At 67.4% G+C, this 17363-nt stretch carries 14 protein-coding genes; 7 read left to right on the top strand and 7 right to left on the bottom strand.

Annotated elements, in window-relative coordinates; translation table 11 throughout:
* Positions 1-215: 215 nt before the first annotated feature.
* The 3 genes from H3O04_RS02625 to selD form a co-directional block, all read right to left on the bottom strand.
* Positions 216-1295 (bottom strand): purine-nucleoside phosphorylase, encoded by a 1080-nt coding sequence (locus tag H3O04_RS02625; protein ID WP_011546848.1) that lies wholly within the window; start codon positions 1293-1295, stop codon positions 216-218.
* 228 nt (positions 1296-1523) lie between these two features.
* On the bottom strand, positions 1524-2117 hold the full coding sequence (locus H3O04_RS02620) for a LysE family translocator (RefSeq protein ID WP_202587090.1): 594 nt from the start codon (positions 2115-2117) through the stop codon (positions 1524-1526).
* Positions 2118-2189: 72 nt separating this feature from the next.
* Complete coding sequence (selD, locus tag H3O04_RS02615; RefSeq protein ID WP_202587089.1) at positions 2190-3254, bottom strand: selenide, water dikinase SelD; 1065 nt, start codon at positions 3252-3254, stop codon at positions 2190-2192.
* A gap of 115 nt (positions 3255-3369) precedes the next feature.
* Between selD and H3O04_RS02610 the strand changes: the two genes are divergently transcribed.
* On the top strand, positions 3370-4206 hold the full coding sequence (locus H3O04_RS02610) for a DMT family transporter (RefSeq protein WP_202587088.1): 837 nt from the start codon (positions 3370-3372) through the stop codon (positions 4204-4206).
* A 256-nt stretch (positions 4207-4462) separates the two neighbouring features.
* On the opposite strand, the gene pdxR is transcribed toward H3O04_RS02610, so the two are convergent.
* Complete coding sequence (gene pdxR, locus H3O04_RS02605; protein WP_202587087.1) at positions 4463-5971, bottom strand: MocR-like pyridoxine biosynthesis transcription factor PdxR; 1509 nt, start codon at positions 5969-5971, stop codon at positions 4463-4465.
* Between the two features lie 126 nt (positions 5972-6097).
* Between pdxR and H3O04_RS02600 the strand changes: the two genes are divergently transcribed.
* Positions 6098-7381, top strand: a complete 1284-nt coding sequence (locus H3O04_RS02600) for a 4-aminobutyrate--2-oxoglutarate transaminase (RefSeq protein ID WP_027814522.1) — start codon at positions 6098-6100, stop codon at positions 7379-7381.
* A 91-nt stretch (positions 7382-7472) separates the two neighbouring features.
* A complete protein-coding gene (gene gabD / locus H3O04_RS02595; RefSeq protein WP_202587086.1) occupies positions 7473-8942 on the top strand; it encodes an NADP-dependent succinate-semialdehyde dehydrogenase in 1470 nt (489 codons plus the stop codon).
* A gap of 115 nt (positions 8943-9057) precedes the next feature.
* Here gabD and H3O04_RS02590 read toward each other — a convergent pair whose 3' ends face one another.
* Both H3O04_RS02590 and H3O04_RS02585 read right to left on the bottom strand, forming a co-directional pair.
* On the bottom strand, positions 9058-10602 hold the full coding sequence (locus H3O04_RS02590; RefSeq protein ID WP_124548588.1) for a methyl-accepting chemotaxis protein: 1545 nt from the start codon (positions 10600-10602) through the stop codon (positions 9058-9060).
* Between the two features lie 409 nt (positions 10603-11011).
* Positions 11012-12556 carry a methyl-accepting chemotaxis protein gene (locus tag H3O04_RS02585; RefSeq protein ID WP_202587085.1) on the bottom strand — a complete coding sequence of 515 codons (1545 nt, stop codon included), beginning with the start codon at positions 12554-12556 and terminating at the stop codon, positions 11012-11014.
* A 311-nt stretch (positions 12557-12867) separates the two neighbouring features.
* Between H3O04_RS02585 and H3O04_RS02580 the strand changes: the two genes are divergently transcribed.
* From H3O04_RS02580 to H3O04_RS02570, 3 genes are all read left to right on the top strand, one after another.
* Entirely contained in the window at positions 12868-13725 is an 858-nt protein-coding gene (locus H3O04_RS02580) for a class I SAM-dependent methyltransferase (protein WP_078041709.1), read from the top strand.
* A complete protein-coding gene (locus H3O04_RS02575; protein WP_078041710.1) occupies positions 13722-14282 on the top strand; it encodes a GNAT family N-acetyltransferase in 561 nt (186 codons plus the stop codon). The genes H3O04_RS02580 and H3O04_RS02575 overlap by 4 nt, the downstream gene beginning before the upstream one ends.
* A gap of 132 nt (positions 14283-14414) precedes the next feature.
* The gene (locus H3O04_RS02570) at positions 14415-14894 is read left to right on the top strand and encodes a DUF523 domain-containing protein (protein ID WP_157130416.1); all 480 of its coding nucleotides are present in this window, start codon (positions 14415-14417) and stop codon (positions 14892-14894) included.
* 100 nt (positions 14895-14994) lie between these two features.
* Here H3O04_RS02570 and pcaF read toward each other — a convergent pair whose 3' ends face one another.
* Entirely contained in the window at positions 14995-16197 is a 1203-nt protein-coding gene (gene pcaF, locus H3O04_RS02565) for a 3-oxoadipyl-CoA thiolase (RefSeq protein WP_011546836.1), read from the bottom strand.
* Between the two features lie 227 nt (positions 16198-16424).
* On the opposite strand from pcaF, the gene H3O04_RS02560 reads away from it, so the two are divergent.
* Entirely contained in the window at positions 16425-17213 is a 789-nt protein-coding gene (locus H3O04_RS02560) for an IclR family transcriptional regulator (protein WP_027813851.1), read from the top strand.
* The last annotated feature ends 150 nt before the right edge of the window (positions 17214-17363 follow it).

Below are 17363 nucleotides of genomic sequence, written 5' to 3'. Positions count from 1 at the left end.
CGCGCAGCGGATTGCCCGATGCGCGGCGTCTCGAACTATCTTGTCGACGACTCGCTGAGTCAATTAGTTGCAGGAGCACATGATGAACGACCAACTTCCTTCGCCGCTCGATCACTGGGACGACACCACGCCGGTATGGACGCCGTTCCGTTCGACCCAGCAATCGCATTGACCGCATTCACTGCCTTGACCGCCGACTGAGTCGTCGCCGGTTTTCAACGGCGCGGCACCCCGTCGCGCCATTCGCCCCAGTGCGTGACGATGTCCTGCACCAGCGGATTGCCCGCGCGGTACAGGTTCTCGGTTGCCGGCGCGAAGCCGCCTTGATCCGCGTAGTTCAGCAGGTTGTCGGCGCTCGTCTGCCCCGCGTACGGCCGATCGAAATCGGACCCGGTGCGCAGCACGGCCACACGCGACAGGTCGACCCGCTTCACGCTCGCCGCGCGCTTGAGCGCTTCATACGTCGCGTTGTCTTCCTGAGCGGTCATGCAGTAGGTGCCCTTGCCGTCCGTCAGGATCTTGGTCCACTGGCGCGCGCGCTCGCCGATCAGCGTGCCCGAGAACCACGTGTTGCCCGATGACGTATCGCACTGGATCACCGTCGGCGGCCGGTTCGCCGGCGCATACGTGAACTTCGCGCGCGCGGCCTGCGCCTGTGCGCTGTCGGCGAGCACGACGTTGCGCGACAGCGCATACGCGGCATCGGTCAACTGCGGGTTGAGCTGGAACACTTCGGTGCGATAGTCGAGCGGCGGCTTGTCGTTCGGGCTCTTCGTGTTGATGCCGAGATAGCCGGTGTTCCAGCCGGCCGGGATCTCGCGCGCATCGAGCTCCCACTGCAAGCTGAAATCGACGAGGTATTTCGACCACGCGGCCGATCCGACCGTGCCCTGTGCGGGGTCGACGCCCGCGATGCCCGAGACCAGGAAATACGTGCGGCGCAGATCGAAGCGTTGCGAGAACGTGAGCGCCATGATCGTCGCCGATGCGTTCGCATAGCCCATGCCGGTCGTGACTACGCACACGTCCTGCTTGTTGCAGTGGACCGCCGGATAGTCGGGCGACAGGCCGGGCACGGTGACGTCACGCCACGGGCCGAGCCGGTCGAGCCACGCCTGGCCTTCCGGCCCGAACATCGTGATGATCATGACCTTGACCGGGCGGCCATGCGAGCCGGTCTCGGCGAATGCTGCGTTGCCGGCATCGTTGCCCTGGTTGTCCTGCGCGATCGACGGCGCGGTCGCACAGGCGGCAAGCGAGAATGCAGCGGCGGAAAGGATGGAGCGAGTCAGCATCGGCGTTCCTTGTTTCGGTGATTGGGTGAGAACGGCTGTCGGAGACTGCGCGACGAGTATAGAACGGGCGTGCGCGATGCGGAACCCGACTACGAAACGGCTGGCGGTGTTACGTGCGAACGGCTGCGTGTTGCGCGACGGAAAATCGCGTATTCGTCGCGGACTCGCAAACATCAGGAATGCTACCGGGTTCGTCGCCGTGCGCGATATCGGCCGCTTTGCGCCGCGCTACACGCGCATCAGCCCCGCGACGCCGTAACCGAGCACGACGAGTGCGGCGACCACATGGCTCGCGGCCAGCCACCCCGGCGATTTCACGAAGCGCCCGATTGCGCCGCCGCCGAACGCGAACACGAGTTGCCCGATGAGGCTGCCGGCAAACACGCATGCGGCACCGAGCAGCCAGTGTCGATGCGCACCGGCGGCAGCCGTCGCATAGCCGTAGAACAGCAGGATGGTCAGCGGATTCGCGAGCGTGACGAAGAACATCGCCATGAACGGGCGATTACCCGGCGGCGGCACTACGTCGCCATCGAGCGTGCGGCGCCGGTCACGCAGCGCCTGCCACAGCATCCGCGCGCCCATCGCGAGCAGCACGCACGCACCGACCATGCGGAACAGCGACAGATGCGACGCGAGCGTGCCCGCGAGCAGCGCGCCGATGGTGAACGCGACGACCGCATAACAGCCGTCGGCAGCGGCCACTCCGATCGCCGCGCGCACGCCGGTCGCCGTGCCGGCGCGCATGCCGTAGTTCGCGATCATCAGCGCGACAGGCCCGACCGACAGCGCGATCATCAGCCCGAACAGGAAGTCGTTCATCGGTCGTCGATGCCTTCAACGGAAGGCATCGATTCTATCGACCGACGGCGCGCCGGCGTGAGAGAAAACGCGTCAGGCGACGTCGACGCGTGCGGGCCCGTCCGCCATCTCGCCGATCACGGCCGCGCGGTCGAAGCCGTCGGCGCGGAAGCACGCGAGCACGTCGTCGACGGCCTCGGGCGCACACGCGACCAGCAGCCCGCCCGACGTCTGCGGATCGGTCAGCAGCGCCTGCGCGACGGGCGGCAGGCCATCGGCGAGCCGGACATCGGTGCCGTACGCGGCCCAGTTGCGGCCCGACGCACCGGTGAACACGCCGTCGGCCACGAACGTCTCGACGCCCGCCAGCCACGGCAGCGACGCATAGTGCACGCGCGCGGTAAGTTGCGCACCGCGCGCCAGTTCGAGCGTATGGCCGAGCAGCCCGAAGCCCGTGACGTCGGTCAGCGCATGCACGCCCGGCAGCGCGGCAAGCTCGGCGCCCGGTCGGTTCAGCTTGGTGGTCGTCGCGACCATCTGCGCGTAACCGTCGGCATCGAGCTGGTTCTTCTTCAGCGCGGCCGACAGTACGCCGACGCCGAGCGGCTTGCCGAGCACGAGCACGTCGCCCGCGCGCGCGGCTGCGTTGCGCTTCACGCGCGACGGATGCACGACGCCGATCGCCGCGAGCCCGTAGATCGGCTCGACCGAATCGATCGAATGGCCGCCGGCGACCGGAATGCCGGCCTCCGCGCACACCGATTCGCCGCCACGCAGCACGGCCGCGATCGTCTCGTGCGGCAGCACGTTGATCGGCATGCCGACCAGCGCGAGCGCGAGGATCGGCTTGCCGCCCATCGCATAGACGTCGGACAGCGCGTTGGTGGCCGCAATGCGGCCGAAGTCGAACGGATCGTCGACGATCGGCATGAAGAAATCGGTGGTCGCGACGATCGCCTGCTCGTCGTTGAGCCGGTAGACGGCTGCGTCGTCGGACGTCTCGGTGCCGACCAGCAGATCGGGGAACAGCGCGGGCGGCGTCGCGCGCTTGAGCAGCTCGGACAGCACGCCCGGTGCGATCTTGCAGCCGCAGCCGCCCCCGTGCGACAGGCTCGTGAGGCGCGGAACGGCAGGCTGGGCTTGGGTGGCTTCGGTCATCGTCGGCATCCGTTGAATAACAACGTTCCATTATCGACAATTCCGCGCGAACGCGCCCGATACCCACATAATTGACGGCGCAGCCCCGCTCCCGCTCCCGTCCGCCCCTTCGTTCATGGATCACCTGTTCATCGGCCTCGTGCTGTGCTCCGCGCTGCTGCACGCCATCTGGAATGCGTTCCTCCACGTCAGCGAAGACCGGCTGGTCCAGCTCGGCACGATGTCGCTGCCGTATCTCGCTTTCGGCATCGCCGGCGCCGTGCTGCTGCCTGCGCCGGCGCCCGCCGCATGGCCGTACGTCGCCGCGTCGGCCGTGCTCGAGGTCGCGTACTGCTTCACGCTGGCGCGCGCGTACCGCAACGGCGAATTCGGGCAGATCTACCCGATCGCGCGCGGGATCTCGCCACTGCTCGTATCGGTGCTGGCGCTCGCGATGCTGCACGAGCGGCCGACGCCGTTCGGCTTCGCGGGCATCGCGCTCGTGTCGTTCGGCATCATGTCGCTCGCGCTGCGGCGCGGCTTCCGGTTTTCCGGCGAAGGCGTGCCGTATGCACTGCTCACGGGCGTGTTCATCGCCGCGTATTCGATCTGCGACGGGATCGGCTCGCGCGTGTCCGGCAGCGCGCTCGACTATATCGCATGGGTGTACCTGCTGTGGAGCGTGCCGCAGCTCGTGCTCGTCTGCGCGGTGCGCGGCGGCCCGCGCGCGGTGCTCGGCTCGCGCTCCGCGCTCACGCAAGGCACGATCGCCGGCACGATCTCGCTCGCCGCTTACGGGATCGTGATCCTCGCGTACCGGCACCTGCCGGTCGCGACCGTATCGGCGCTGCGCGAAACGAGCTCGATCTTCGCGGTCGCGATCGGCTGGTTCGTGATGCGCGAGCGGCCCGGCCCGCAGCGGCTTGCGGCGTGTGCGCTGGTGGTCGCGGGCGCGGCGTTGATCCGGCTGTAATGCCCGAACCGGGCGTCTGGTCAGTGCCGGTGTTCATGACTGATTCGGCGCAGGGGCTCCGTCCGCACCGCTACGCTTTGCAATACTGCCCGCCACTCTTGCCGTATCAGGAAGAGGCATGTTGGCGATTCCCATTCGACGACGCCGAAGCAGGCTCGCCAGTAGCGCACGAAATTCCCTCGTCATTGCGGAGCGTATCGAGCTTCGATCGGCCTTTGACGGCATCACGACGAGCCGATATTGCCGTGCTCGCACGTCAAGCCGCCGCAACAACCCCGCCGAACGCCCGCTCGTCGATCGCCTCGGCAAGCGTCGCGAACGCGGTCGCGATCTCGTCTTCCGGCACGCACGCATAGCCGAGCAGCAACCCCGAGGCAGCCCGCGAGCGGTCCGCGTAATACCCGGACAGTGGCCGCACGACGATGTTGCGTTCGAGCGCGGCCTGCGCGACCACGCGATCGTCGACGCCCGCCGGCAATTGCGTGACGAGATGCAGCCCGGCGTCGCTGCCGAGCGCGTGCAGCGTATCGCCGTAGCGCCGCGCGACCGCCTCGAGCAGCACCTCGCGGCGTTGCCCGTACAGCGTGCGCATCTTGCGGATGTGCGACACGAAATGCCCTTCCGCGATGAATTCGGCGAGCACGGCCTGCTGCAGCAACTGCCCTTCGCGATACAGCTCGGCGCTCGCGGTCGCGAAGCTTTCCGCGAGCGGCTCCGGCGCGACCAGATAGCCGACCCGCAGCCCCGGGAACAGCGTCTTGCCGAAACTGCCGACGTAGATCACCTGCCCGGCCGTGTCGAGACCCTGCAGCGACGCGAGCGGCCGGCTGCCGTAGCGAAATTCGCTGTCGTAATCGTCCTCGATGATCCAGCAGCCGTGCTGGCGCGCGTATTCGAGCAGCATCCGCCGCCGCGCAAGGCTCATCACCATCCCGAGCGGATACTGGTGCGACGGCGTGACGAGCATCAGCTTCGGCGGCTCGGCCAGATCGGCGGCCGACGGCGCGATCCCTTCGTCGTCGACCGGAATCGGCCGCGTGGTCAGCCCCGACACGTTCAGCACGCTGCGCACGCCCCAGTAGCACGGGTCCTCGGTCCAGATCGCGTCGCCCGGATCGGTCAGCAGCCGCACCGCGAGGTCGATCGACTGGTGGATGCCGGTCGTGATCACGATCTGCTCCGGCGTGCAGCGCACCGAGCGCGACGTGCGCAGGTAGTCGGCCAGCGCCTCGCGCAGCAGCGCGAGCCCGCCGCCGGGCGCGTAGGTCAGCAGGTCCGGACGCAGGCGCCGCCAGTACTTGTTGTGCAGCCGCGTCCACACGCGCGCCGGAAAGCGCGACACATCGGGCACGCCCGGCATGAACGCGCCGCCCTGGCGCTTCGACACGCCGGCGCCTTCGACGAGCCGCGTACCGCGCGCGGACAGCCGCCGCACGGACGGCGTCACGATGGCCGGGCCTGCGCCCGCGTCGGGCGGCGCGCCGACGATCTCGTCCGGCGCGCTGTCGGCGACGAACGTGCCGCGCCCCGTCGCCGAGTTCACATAGCCTTCGAGCGCAAGCTGTTCGTAAACCTGCGTGACCGTGTTGCGCGCGATCCCGAGCTCGGCGGCCAGCAGCCGCGACGACGGCACGCGCGTGCCGGCCGGCAGTTCGCGCGACAGGATCGCCTGTTGCAGCAGCCGGTGAAGCTGCCGGTAGATCGGCTGTTCGCCGCCGCGCACGAGGCGCTGCGCCAGCCAGTCCGACAACACGCTCGCGCGCATGATTGGCTCCTGAATATTTATTGAAATGGCTCTGATTGCCAGAGCCAAATGTGATTATAGTCGCCTCCATGGGCTGCCAAGGCGCCCGATTCCCTACCCACCGGACAGAACATCAAGGAGATGACCGTGAAGAATGCCGACCTGCAGGCCCGCAAGAACGCCGCCACCCCGCGCGGCGTCGGCGTGATGTGCGATTTCTACGCCGCCCGCGCCGAGAACGCGGAGCTGTGGGATGTCGAAGGCCGCCGCTTCATCGATTTCGCCGCCGGCATCGCGGTGCTGAACACGGGCCACCGTCACCCGAAGATCGTGAAGGCGATCGCCGATCAGTTGAACAACTTCACGCACACCGCTTACCAGATCGTCCCGTACGCGTCGTACGTCGAACTGGCGGAAAAGATCAACGAGCGCGCGCCGGGCGACTTCCCGAAGAAGACGGCGTTCTTCACGACCGGCGCCGAAGCCGTCGAGAACGCGATCAAGATCGCGCGCGCGGCAACCGGCCGTCCGGGCGTCATCGCATTCTCGGGCGGCTTCCACGGCCGCACGATGATGGGCATGGCGCTGACCGGCAAGGTCGCGCCGTACAAGCTGAACTTCGGCCCGTTCCCGGGCGACGTGTTCCACGCGCCGTACCCGAACGCCGTGCACGGCGTGACGACCGCCGACTCGATCAAGGCGATCGAGATGCTGTTCAAGGCCGACATCGATCCGAAGCGCGTCGCCGCGATCATCTTCGAACCGGTCCAGGGCGAAGGCGGCTTCAACCCGGCGCCGGCCGAATTCGTGCGCGCGCTGCGCAAGATCTGTAACGAACACGGCATCCTGCTGATCGCCGACGAAGTGCAGACGGGCTTCGCGCGTACCGGCAAGCTGTTCGCGATGCAGCACTACGACGTGCTGGCCGACCTGATCACGATGGCGAAGAGCCTCGCAGGCGGCATGCCGCTGTCGGGCGTCGTCGGCCGGGCGGACGTGATGGACGCGGCCGCGCCTGGCGGCCTCGGCGGCACCTACGCGGGCAACCCGCTGGCGGTCGCCTCGGCGCACGCGGTGCTCGAGATCATCGACGAAGAGAAGCTGTGCGAGCGCGCGACGCAACTCGGCGACGTGCTGAAGGCGAAGCTGAATGCACTGCAGGCCGACGTGCCGCAGATCGCCGACGTGCGCGGCCCGGGCGCGATGATCGCGGTCGAATTCCTGAAGCCGGGTTCGGGCGAGCCGGATGCCGAATTCACGAAGCGCGTGCAGACGCGTGCGCTCGAGCGCGGCCTGCTGCTGCTCGTGTGCGGCGTGTACTCGAACGTCGTGCGCTTCCTGTTCCCGCTGACGATCCCGCAAGCCGTGTTCGACGAAGCGCTCGTGATCCTCGAGGAAGTGCTGAAGGAAACGGTCGGCGTGCCGGCCTGAGTGCCCGTCCACTTCAACTGAATGCGCCGCCGCCGTCGTGAAGACGGCGGCGGCCGTTTTCATCCGTCCTTTTTCGAAGCAGGTGATGCATATGAGCACGGTTCAGGAAACCCTGGCACTGAAAGATCCGTCGCTGTTCCGCCAGCAGGCGTACGTCAACGGCGAATGGCAAGGCGCGACGAACGGCGAGACGTTCGAGGTCCGCAACCCGGCTACCGGCGGCCTGCTCGGCACCGTGCCGGCGATGGGCACGGCGGAAGCGCGTCACGCGATCGACGCCGCGAACGCCGCATGGCCGGCGTGGCGCAAGAAGACCGCGAAGGAACGTGCGGTCATCCTGCGCAAGTGGCAGGACCTGATGATGGACAACGCCGACGACCTCGCGCTGATCCTCACGACCGAGCAGGGCAAGTCGCTCGCCGAAGCGAAGGGCGAGATCGGCTACGCGGCGTCGTTCCTCGAGTGGTTCGCGGAAGAAGGCAAGCGCGTGTACGGCGACACGATCCCGACGCCGGCGAGCGACAAGCGCATCGTCGTGACGAAGGAAGCGATCGGCGTATGCGCGGCGATCACGCCGTGGAACTTCCCGGCGGCGATGATCACGCGCAAGGTCGGCCCGGCGCTCGCCGCAGGCTGCCCGATCGTCGTGAAGCCGGCGGAAGCGACGCCGTTCTCCGCGCTCGCGATGGCCGTGCTGGCCGAACGCGCGGGCGTGCCGGCCGGCGTGTTCAGCGTCGTCACGGGCGACCCGAAGGCGATCGGCGGCGAGCTGACGTCGAACCCGATCGTGCGCAAGCTGTCGTTCACGGGCTCGACGCCGGTCGGCCGCCTGCTGATGGCGCAGTGCGCGGCGACGGTCAAGAAGGTGTCGCTGGAGCTCGGCGGCAATGCGCCGTTCATCGTGTTCGACGACGCCGATCTCGATGCGGCCGTGCAGGGTGCGATCGCGTCGAAGTACCGCAACAGCGGCCAGACTTGCGTGTGCACGAACCGCTTCTACGTGCACGAAGCCGTGTACGACCAGTTCGCGCAGAAGCTCGCGGCGGCCGTCGGCCAGTTGAAGGTCGGGCGCGGCACGGAGCCGGGCGTCACGCAAGGCCCGCTGATCAACGAAGCGGCCGTGCTGAAGGTCGAGGCGCACATCGAGGACGCGCTCGCGAAGGGCGCGACCGTCGTGACGGGCGGCAAGCGTCACGCGCTCGGCCACGGCTTCTTCGAGCCGACCGTGCTGACGGGCGTCACGCCGGCGATGAAGGTCGCGAAGGAAGAGACGTTCGGGCCGCTCGCACCGCTGTTCAAGTTCGGCAGCGACGACGAGGTGATCCGCCTCGCGAACGACACCGAGTTCGGCCTCGCCGCGTACTTCTACAGCCGCGACATCGGCCGCGTGTGGAAGGTGGCCGAAGCGCTCGAATACGGGATGGTCGGCGTGAACACGGGCCTGATCTCGAACGAAGTCGCGCCGTTCGGCGGCGTCAAGCAGTCGGGCCTCGGCCGCGAAGGCTCGCACTACGGCATCGACGACTACGTCGTGATCAAGTACCTCTGCCTGGCCGTCTGACGGTTCGGGGCCGGCCGCTTCCCGGCGACAGGCCCGCGCCGCCCGGCCGGAACCGGGCGGCCCGACGCGGGCCGGCGCCTCTCCGTCGCGCCCGCGTCACTTTCCCTTCCCGCGATCAGCGGAACACGTTCACCGCCTCCACCAGCCGCGTCGCCTGCTGCTTCAGGCTTTCCGACGCCGCCGTGCTCTGTTCGACGAGCGCCGCGTTCTGCTGCGTGATGTTGTCCAGATGCACGACCGCCTGGTCGACCTGTGCGACGCCCGTGCTCTGTTCGGCCGTCGACGAGCTGATCTCCGCGATGAGATCCGACACGCGCTTCACCTGCGTGACGATGTCCTCCATCGTCTTGCCCGCGCCGTCGACGATCCGCGCGCCCGACTCGACGCGCTCGACGCTCGCGCCGATCAGCGTCTTGATCTCCTTCGCCGCGTTCGCGCTGCGCTGCGCGAGTGCGCGCACTTCGCCGGCCACCACCGCGAAGCCGCGCCCCTGATCGCCCGCGCGCGCCGCCTCGACCGCCGCATTCAACGCGAGGATGTTGGTCTGGAACGCGATGCCGTCGATCACGCCGATGATGTCCGCGATCTTGCGCGAGCTGTCGGTGATGTCGTTCATCGTCGCGACGACTTCGTTCACCGCCTGCCCGCCGCGCCCGGCCGCCTCGCTCGCGGACACCGACAACTGGTTCGCCTGCAGGGCCGTCTCCGCATTGCTCGACACGGTCGCCGTCATCTCGGCCATCGACGCGGCCGTCTGCTGCACGCTCGTCGACGCCTGCTCGGTGCGCGCGCTCAGGTCGTTGTTGCCTTGCGCGATTTCATTGCTCGCGCGCTGCACGTTCAGCACCTGTTCGCTGACGTCGTCGACGAGCCAGCGGAACATCAGCCCGAGCTGGTTGATCGTGCGCAGCGTCATGCCGATCTCGTCGACGCGGTTCATCCGCACGCCGCTGCGGCTCTCGCCGGTCGCCACGCGCAACGCCTCGTCGCGCAACTGCCGCAGCGGCCGCACGATCTGCGCGTCGAGCCACAGCCCGGCCGCCGCCGTCACGCCGACCGCCGCACCGGCGAACGCCGCGAGCGCGCCGCCGGTCAACCCGGCCGCCCAGCCCGCGCCGACGACCGCCGGCGCCAGCACGCACAGCGTCGACACCAGCCGGGCCCGCACCGACATCGTCTGGAACAGCGACGCGACGCGCAGCGCGCCCGTGCGCACGATCAATCCCTTGTGGAACCGGCGGCTGCCGGCCTTGCCTTCGCGGAAATCGCGATACAGCGCCTCGGCGGCCGCGATCTCGTCGCGTGTCGCCTTCGTGCGCACCGACATGTAGCCCTTCGGCTGCCCGTTGCGCATCACCGGAATCGCATTCGCGCGCACCCAGTAGTGATCGCCGTTCTTGCGGCGGTTCTTCACGAGCGCGGTCCACGGCTCGCCGCCCTTGAGCGTCGCCCACATGTCGGCGAACGCCTCCTTCGGCATGTCCGGATGCCGCACCACGTTGTGCGGCTGGCCTTCGATCTCCTCGGGAGAAAAGCCGCTGACCTGGATGAATGCCGCGTTCGCGTAAGTGATATAGCTGTCGGCATCGGTCGTCGACATCAGCGTCGCATCATCGGCAAATTCGAATTCGCGTTGCGTGACGGGCTGGTTGTTGCGCATGGTGTGGAGCTCCGGGTGGCGGATCTTGCGTCCGCTCGTCGATTGATTCGAGACCCCGCGCATGGCGATCGATTCGCATGCGTGTGAGTCAGGCTCCTGCACTTTCGGCAAATTCGGCGAAAACATTATGCTGCATTCGGGTAAATATGCATTAAAGATGCATCAACTTGTTTTTGCCGAATAACTTGTTCATGGATAAAACGAAACGCCTTGTCTGGCAACGGTTTTGCGGGTATTCGTCTGATCATTGCACGTTATGATTTCGGCGAGATTTAATGCGCAAACACGCAATCTGAAGTACGAATATCTTCCATTCCACGTCATTCGATTTAACCCGCAAACCTGAATGGGCGCTGTGCGCAACATCCGGCGCTCATCGATCACCCGTACGCGCGCCCCGTTCGCGCCATCATCTGAACACGTTCACCGCATCCACGAGCCGCGTCGCCTGCTGCTTCAGGCTTTCCGATGCCGCCGTGCTCTGCTCGACCAACGCCGCGTTCTGCTGCGTGATGTTGTCCAGATGCACGACCGCCTGGTCGACCTGCGCGACGCCCGTACTTTGCTCGGCCGTCGACGAACTGATCTCCGCGATGAGGTCCGACACGCGCTTCACCTGTGTGACGATGTCCTCCATCGTCTTCCCCGCCCCATCGACGATCCGCGCGCCCGACTCGACCCGCTCGACACTCGCGCTGATCAACGTCTTGATCTCCTTCGCCGCGTTCGCGCTGCGCTGCGCGAGCGCGCGCACTTCGCCGGCGACCACCGCGAAACCGCGCCCCTGTTCGCCAGCACGCGCGGCCTCGACGGCCGCATTCAGCGCGAGGATGTTGGTCTGGAACGCGATACCGTCGATCACGCCGATGATGTCCGCGATCTTGCGCGAACTGGCGGTGATCTCGCTCATCGTCGTGACGACCTCGCTCACCGCCTGCCCGCCGCGCTCGGCCGCATCGCTCGCGGACACCGACAACTGGTTCGCCTGCAGCGCGGTCTCGGCATTGCTCGACACGGTCGCCGTCATCTCGGCCATCGACGCGGCCGTCTGCTGCACGCTCGACGCGGCCTGTTCGGTGCGCGCGCTCAGGTCGCCGTTGCCCTGCGCGATCTCGTTGCTCGCGCGCTGCACGTTGTGCACCTGCTCGCTGACGTCGTCGACAAGCCAGCGGAACATCAGTCCGAGCTGGTTGATCGTGCGCAGCGTCATGCCGATCTCGTCGACCCGGTTCATCCGCACGCCGCGCCGGCTCTCGCCGGTCGCGACGTTCAGCGCCTGCTCGTGCAGCCGCTTCAGCGGTTGCACGATCTGCGCGTCGAGCCACCAGCCGGCGGCCGCCGCCGCGCCGACCGTCACGCCGGCAAACGCCGCGAGCCCGCCGCCGGTGAGCCCGCAGGCCCACCCCGCGCCGATGACGCCCGGCGCCAGCACGCACAGCGCCGAATGAACGCGCGCGCGCACCGACATCGTCTGCGGCAACGATGCGATCCGCAGCAGCCCGGTGCGGATGACGAGGCCCTTGTGGAACCGGCGCTGGCCAGCCTTGCCTTCGCGGAACGCGCGATACAGCGCGTCCGCAGCCCGGGTCTCGTCGTGCGGCGCCTTCGTGCGCACCGACATGTAGCCTTGCGGCGCGCCGTTGCGCACCACCGGAATCGCGTTCGCGCGCACCCAGTAGTGATCGCCATTCTTGCGGCGGTTCTTCACGAGCGCGGTCCACGGCTCGCCGCGCCGCAGCGTCGCCCACATGTCGGCGAACGCCTCCTTCGGCATGTCCGGGTGACGCACCACGTTGTGCGGCTGGCCGACGAGTTCCTCGTTCGAGAACCCGCTCACTTGCGCGAACGTCGTGTTCGCGTAGGTGATGACGCTGTCGGCATCGGTCGTCGACATCAGCGTGACGTCGTCGGGACAATCGAATTCCTGTTGGGTAACGGGCTGGTTGTTGCGCATGCAAGGCTCCGAAAGGCGGATCTGTCGTCCGCGCCGCGCTGAAATCGCGCTCAGTAGCCGAAAAACGGTTGCTCGCTTTACGACACTCTCGTCCTTACTGTCGGCAATTCAGCGGAAAACCTTAATTCCGTTGCGCATAAAATGGGCAATCCGGCCATTGCCATGATTTCGATCAAATAATCCGGCGATAATCACCGCGCGCGTTTATCTGGCTGTCACGAAGCGCCGCGCGGCATTGACAATGCCCGCAGCCGTTGCGTGCGGTGAAACGATTCGCTTATCCTGCCCCATTCGACCTGAATTCGAATCCGATGAAAAAGGCATTGCATGAACTGAATCGGCTGTCCTGGAATACGGCGACGGTCGCGCATAACAGCCATAAAGGCGATCAGGCTGCATTTTTCCGCAATGGCGGCTCGACGCTGTTTCCGGAAGAACGCGAACTGCTCGGCGATCTCACCGGTTTGCGGCTCTTGCACCTGCAATGCAACGCGGGACAGGACACGCTGAGCCTCGTGCGCGACGGCGCGGACGCAACCGGCGTCGACATCTCCGACGAGGCGATCGACTTCGCGCGGCAACTGTCGGCCGACGCGGGCCTGCCCGCGCGCTTCGAGCGCGCCGACGTACTCGACTGGATGCCCGCAGCCGCCGCGCGTGGCGAGCGCTTCGATCGCGTGTTCACGTCGTACGGCGCGATCTGCTGGCTGTCGGACCTGAGCGCATGGGCGCGCGGGATCGCCTCGTTGCTCGCGCCGGGTGGCCGCTTCGCGATGGTCGAGTTCCATCCGTTCTCACTGTATTTCGACGAACAGTGGCAGCCGCGCTACGACTACTTCAACGGCGACGCGACCGAGGAACCCGCAGGCGTCGGCGATTACGTCGCGGCGTCCGGCACGGGGCTCGGCGAGCAGCACGATCATCCGGGCATCGTCGGTTTCGCGAACCCGCATCCGAGCTACGAGTTCATGTGGGGCATCGGCGACGTGGTGAATGCGCTGGTCTCGGCCGGGCTCGCGATCGACCGCCTGAACGAATATCCGTACTCGAACGGCTGGAAGGGCTTCGACGGCATGCGCGAGCTGGCGGGCCGCCGGATGGTGCCGCCCGAAGGCATGCCGCGCCTGCCGTTGATGTACGCAATCGCCGCGCACCGGAGGGCCGCATGACCCGCCGCACCGCCGCCGAGCGCGACGCGCTGTCGGCCCGCCTGCTGGCCCGCGACGACGTGCCGCTCGTGTGGACCATCGACCGGCGCGAAATCATCGAACACCTGTACGTATTGCGCGACGGCGCGCTGCATCTCGTGCCCGAGTTCTACGACGTGTCCGGCTGGCCCGACGGCGAAGCCGACCACTACACGCCGATCCTGCTCGACTGCCACGACCGCGGCGGCGGGTTTCTCGGCCGGTTCGACGGCGCGCGACTCGTCGCGGCAGCGATCGTCGACAGCCGGCCGCTCGGCCCGCGGCGCGACATGCTGCAGCTGAAGTTCCTGCACGTGAGCCACGACTGGCGCGGTTGCGGGCTCGGCGAACAGCTGTACCGCGCGGCGCAGGTGCAGGCACGCGCGATGGGTGCCGAGCGCCTGTATGTGTCGGCGACGCCGTCGCAGCGCACGATCGACTTCTACCTGCGGCTCGGCTTCACGGTCAGCACGGCGCCCGATCCCGAGCTTTACGCGCTCGAGCCCGACGATATTCACCTCGAAGGGCCGACCGCGTGACGGCTCGACACACGGATGAAGCGTAGAATTTTCCGCCCCGCCCCAGCCGTCATCCGTTGCCATCAGCCGTCACGGAGCGCGACATTGAACAACGACCCGCCATCGCCCACCACGCCGAAGATCCTCGTCAGCATGTGCGTGGTCGGCCATCCGGTCCGTTACAACGGCTCGGCGAAGACCGCCGCGCACGAGGCGCTCGAACGGTGGCAGCGCGAGGGGCGTCTCGTGGCCGTCTGCCCGGAGCTGGCGGGCGGCTTGAGCGTGCCGCGTCCGCCCGCCGAGATCGCCGACGGCGCATCGGGGCAGCAGGTGCTGTCAGGTCACGCAAGGATCGTCGACGTGAACGGCACCGACGTGACGGCGCCATTCGTTGCCGGCGCGCAAACCGCGCTGGCCCTCGCGCAGGCACACGATTGCCGCTTCGCGATCCTCGCCGACGGCAGCCCGTCGTGCGGCAGCACGTTCATTTACGACGGAAGTTTCGCGAGCCGGCGGCACGCGGGCGCCGGCGTCACGGCGGCGCTGCTACGCGAACATGGCATCGAGGTGTTCGCGGACACCGAGATCGACGCGCTCGACGCGCGCCTCAGGCAACTGTCGCAGGCCGGTTAACGACGATGGGCGGCACGAGACACCTCGTGCCGCCCATCGTGGCGGATACAGCACAGCGGTGAAGCGGCGCATATCCGGCCGCTTCACCGCATCGCGCCGGTCACACGCGTTCGATCGCGATCGCGATGCCCTGGCCGACGCCGATGCACATCGTGCACAGCGCGAAGCGGCCGTTCGTGCGATGCAGCTGGTACATCGCGGTCGTCACGAGGCGCGCACCCGATGCGCCGAGCGGGTGGCCGAGCGCGATCGCGCCGCCGTTCGGGTTCACGCGGGGATCGTCATCGGCCACGCCGAGCATGCGCAGCACGGCGAGACCTTGCGACGCGAACGCCTCGTTCAGTTCGATCACGTCGAACTGGTCGATCGTCATGCCGAGCCGCGCGAGCAGCTTCTGCGTGGCCGGCGCCGGGCCGATGCCCATCACGCGCGGCGCGACGCCGGCCGTCGCGATCCCCAGCACGCGGGCACGCGGCGTCAGGCCGAAGCGCTTCGCGGTGGCCTCGTTCGCCAGCAGCAGTGCAGCGGCGCCGTCGTTCACGCCCGACGCGTTGCCGGCCGTGACCGAGCCGTCCGGGCGCACGACGCCCTTCAGTTTCGCGAGCGCTTCGAGCGACGTTTCGCGCGGATGCTCGTCGCGCGACACGACCACCGGGTCGCCCTTCTTCTGCGCAATCGTGACCGACACGATTTCTTCGGCCAGCGTACCGTCCTGCTGCGCCCGCGCGGCTTTCTGCTGGCTGCGCAGCGCGAACAGGTCCTGATCCGCGCGGCTGACGTTGTAGTCGACCGCGACGTTCTCCGCGGTTTCCGGCATCGAATCGACACCATGCAGCTGTTTCATCAACGGATTGACGAAGCGCCAGCCGATCGTCGTGTCGTAGATGTCGGCCTGGCGCGCGAACGCGCTCGCGGCCTTGCCCATCACGAACGGCGCGCGCGTCATGCTCTCGACGCCGCCCGCAACCATCAACGCGGCTTCGCCCGATTTGATCGCGCGTGCGGCCACGCCGACCGCATCCATGCCGGAACCGCACAGGCGGTTGATCGTCGAACCCGGCACGCCCTCCGGCAAGCCCGCGAGCAGCGCCGACATGCGTGCGACGTTGCGATTGTCCTCGCCGGCCTGGTTCGCGCAGCCGTAAATCACGTCGTCGATCGCCGTCCAATCGACGTCGCGATTGCGCTCGACGAGCGCCTTGAGCGGCACCGCGCCCAGATCGTCGGCGCGCACGCCGGACAGTGCACCGCCGTAACGCCCGATCGGCGTACGGATCGCATCACACAGAAAAGCTTCGGTCATCAGTGTCTCCGGTCCCGTGAAAGGCAGGGAAATGAACAGGGCGCGCCCCTTGCATTGCCCGCCGGGATGCGCTCGGATGTTCTACATACGAACATAAGATCGTGTATCGAACGTTCAACGCATCATAGGGAGTGCGGGGACGACCTGTCAAGGGCACGGCCCGTCGGGAGGTTGGCGTGTCGGGCCCCATGCGCTATCTTCTCGGCTGCACGACATTCCAGGCGCTCATGACAACCGACGATATTCAGACGAAACCCGGCGACTCCTATGTACAGTCGTTCGCGCGCGGCCTCGCGGTGATCCGCGCGTTCGACGCGGCGCGCCCGGAGCAGACGCTCACCGAGGTGGCATCGGCCACCGGCCTCACGCGCGCGGGGGCCCGCCGGATTTTGCTCACGCTGCAGACGCTCGGCTACGTCGAGGCCGACGGCCGGCTGTTCCGGCTCACGCCGAAGATCCTCGAGCTCGGCTTCGCGTATCTCACCTCGATGCCGTTCTGGAATCTCGCCGATCCGGTGATGGAGCAACTGTCCGCGCAGATCCACGAAAGCTGCTCGGCCGCAGTGCTCGACCGCACCGAGATCGTCTACGTGCTGCGCGTGCCGACCCGCAAGATCATGACGATCAACCTGTCGATCGGCAGCCGGCTGCCCGCGTACTGCACGTCGATGGGCCGTGTGCTGCTGTCCGCGCTCGACGATGCGGCGCTCGATGAAACGCTCGCGCAGAGCACCATCCGCGCGCATACGCCGCGCACGATCACCGACCTCGGCGAACTGAAGGCGGCGATCGCGCAGGTGCGTCAACAAGGCTGGGCCGTGGTCGATCAGGAACTCGAAGTGGGGCTGATGTCGCTATCCGCGCCGATCCGCAACCGGCGCGGGCAGGTCATCGCCGCGATGAACATCAGCGGCAACGCGCAGCGGCATACCGCGAAGCAGATGGTGAAGGAGTTTCTCGGGCCGCTGCAGCAGGCCGCGCAGACGGTATCGGAGCTGGTGGCGCGGCGCGGTTGAGCGCCGGGCGAGATCGTCATATCGGTGACGCGATAAAGCGCCCAATAAAAAGACGGGCGGCACAAGGCCGCCCGCTCAAACTCTGATCTCTGCAACGTTCTTCTCACGGAACACGGAGCGCACTCCGCGTCGCACAATTTAGTGACGCAC

This window comes from Burkholderia sp. KCJ3K979 (assembly GCF_016759955.1).
Classification (GTDB): Bacteria; Pseudomonadota; Gammaproteobacteria; order Burkholderiales; family Burkholderiaceae; genus Burkholderia; species Burkholderia orbicola.
This window is presented reverse-complemented; position numbering and strand designations above follow the sequence as displayed.

Coding starts and splice junctions, on each gene's coding strand:
- H3O04_RS02625 (WP_011546848.1), bottom strand. CDS start 1,295: ATGCTGACTCGCTCCATCCTTTCCGCCGCTGCATTCTCGCTTGCCGCC.
- H3O04_RS02620 (WP_202587090.1), bottom strand. CDS start 2,117: ATGAACGACTTCCTGTTCGGGCTGATGATCGCGCTGTCGGTCGGGCCT.
- selD (WP_202587089.1), bottom strand. CDS start 3,254: ATGACCGAAGCCACCCAAGCCCAGCCTGCCGTTCCGCGCCTCACGAGC.
- H3O04_RS02610 (WP_202587088.1), top strand. CDS start 3,370: ATGGATCACCTGTTCATCGGCCTCGTGCTGTGCTCCGCGCTGCTGCAC.
- pdxR (WP_202587087.1), bottom strand. CDS start 5,971: ATGCGCGCGAGCGTGTTGTCGGACTGGCTGGCGCAGCGCCTCGTGCGC.
- gabD (WP_202587086.1), top strand. CDS start 7,473: ATGAGCACGGTTCAGGAAACCCTGGCACTGAAAGATCCGTCGCTGTTC.
- H3O04_RS02590 (WP_124548588.1), bottom strand. CDS start 10,602: ATGCGCAACAACCAGCCCGTCACGCAACGCGAATTCGAATTTGCCGAT.
- H3O04_RS02585 (WP_202587085.1), bottom strand. CDS start 12,556: ATGCGCAACAACCAGCCCGTTACCCAACAGGAATTCGATTGTCCCGAC.
- H3O04_RS02580 (WP_078041709.1), top strand. CDS start 12,868: ATGAAAAAGGCATTGCATGAACTGAATCGGCTGTCCTGGAATACGGCG.
- H3O04_RS02575 (WP_078041710.1), top strand. CDS start 13,722: ATGACCCGCCGCACCGCCGCCGAGCGCGACGCGCTGTCGGCCCGCCTG.
- H3O04_RS02570 (WP_157130416.1), top strand. CDS start 14,415: ATGTGCGTGGTCGGCCATCCGGTCCGTTACAACGGCTCGGCGAAGACC.
- pcaF (WP_011546836.1), bottom strand. CDS start 16,197: ATGACCGAAGCTTTTCTGTGTGATGCGATCCGTACGCCGATCGGGCGT.
- H3O04_RS02560 (WP_027813851.1), top strand. CDS start 16,425: ATGACAACCGACGATATTCAGACGAAACCCGGCGACTCCTATGTACAG.